The 955-nt window shown below is 29.2% G+C and carries 1 pseudogene; it reads right to left on the bottom strand.

Going from position 1 to position 955, the window contains the following annotated elements:
• Positions 1-406 (bottom strand): annotated as a pseudogene (locus CLOBL_RS27240) (MBL fold metallo-hydrolase); the annotation flags it as partial.
• Positions 407-955: the final 549 nt, after the last annotated feature.

The following is a 955-nucleotide window of genomic DNA, read 5'->3' as shown; positions in this document are numbered from 1 at the left end:
GTACCTCCCCATAATGCTGCCATATGGATTTCTCCATCTTCTTTTACAGGAAATAAAAAATATCATCTATTTTAGAAAGGTATGTGCAAACATGATACTTTTCAACAAGCCATCTCCCACATCCTGTATGATCAACATGTCCATGTGTCAAAACCAGTTTTTTTATTGTATCTGGATTCCATCCCGAGTCTTTAATCGCGTCTACTATTGCCTCAAAAGCTTTTTCTGCTGGCCAAATAGCATCTACCACTATTAAACCATCACTCGTCTTCAATACAAAACAATTTGTTTGCCCTTGTGTAACAATTAGCAAATCGTCAAAAATCTTAGCATGAGTAAAAAATGACATGTCCTCCATTGCTTTTATTGTTTCTTTTGTAATAACTGGTTTATTTAATCTATTCATTTAATATACACTCCTCTGCACAATATTAATTTTATAGTTGCACAGAGGTTAATACATTCTTTGGATGCATACGTAAAAAGACTTCATGATTTTACCTTCTCTATATATTACTACAGGTCTATTCATTATATAAATAATTTTACTATATATATTATAGCAATATTTACAATTTCTTAATATGTATTACAAACATTATTTATGTACAAAAAAAGCACCTTTTTAGGCACTTTTACTATTTATAATTTATTCTCTAATACATAATTTCATGTAGCCTCTTATTGCCTTACGAAAGCCGAAGAAAATTAGTTCTATACTATAAGCTAGAATATAAACATTACCTTGATACAAACCCTATACAGCTTGAAATTGAAATAAAATAATCCTAGAAAGGTCTTCTCCAGGATTATTTCATTTATACAATTTACCATAAATGGGATAACTATAAATACATATAGTTATTATACTACAGCAATTTTATGCATAAATTTTTCAGCATTTCTTTCAAATCCATATTTCTCATACAACCCATGTGCATTTTTAGTAAGTAAA

The sequence above is a fragment of the Clostridium sp. BL-8 genome (genome assembly GCF_002006495.1).
Classification (GTDB): Bacteria; Bacillota; Clostridia; order Clostridiales; family Clostridiaceae; genus Clostridium.
This window is presented reverse-complemented; position numbering and strand designations above follow the sequence as displayed.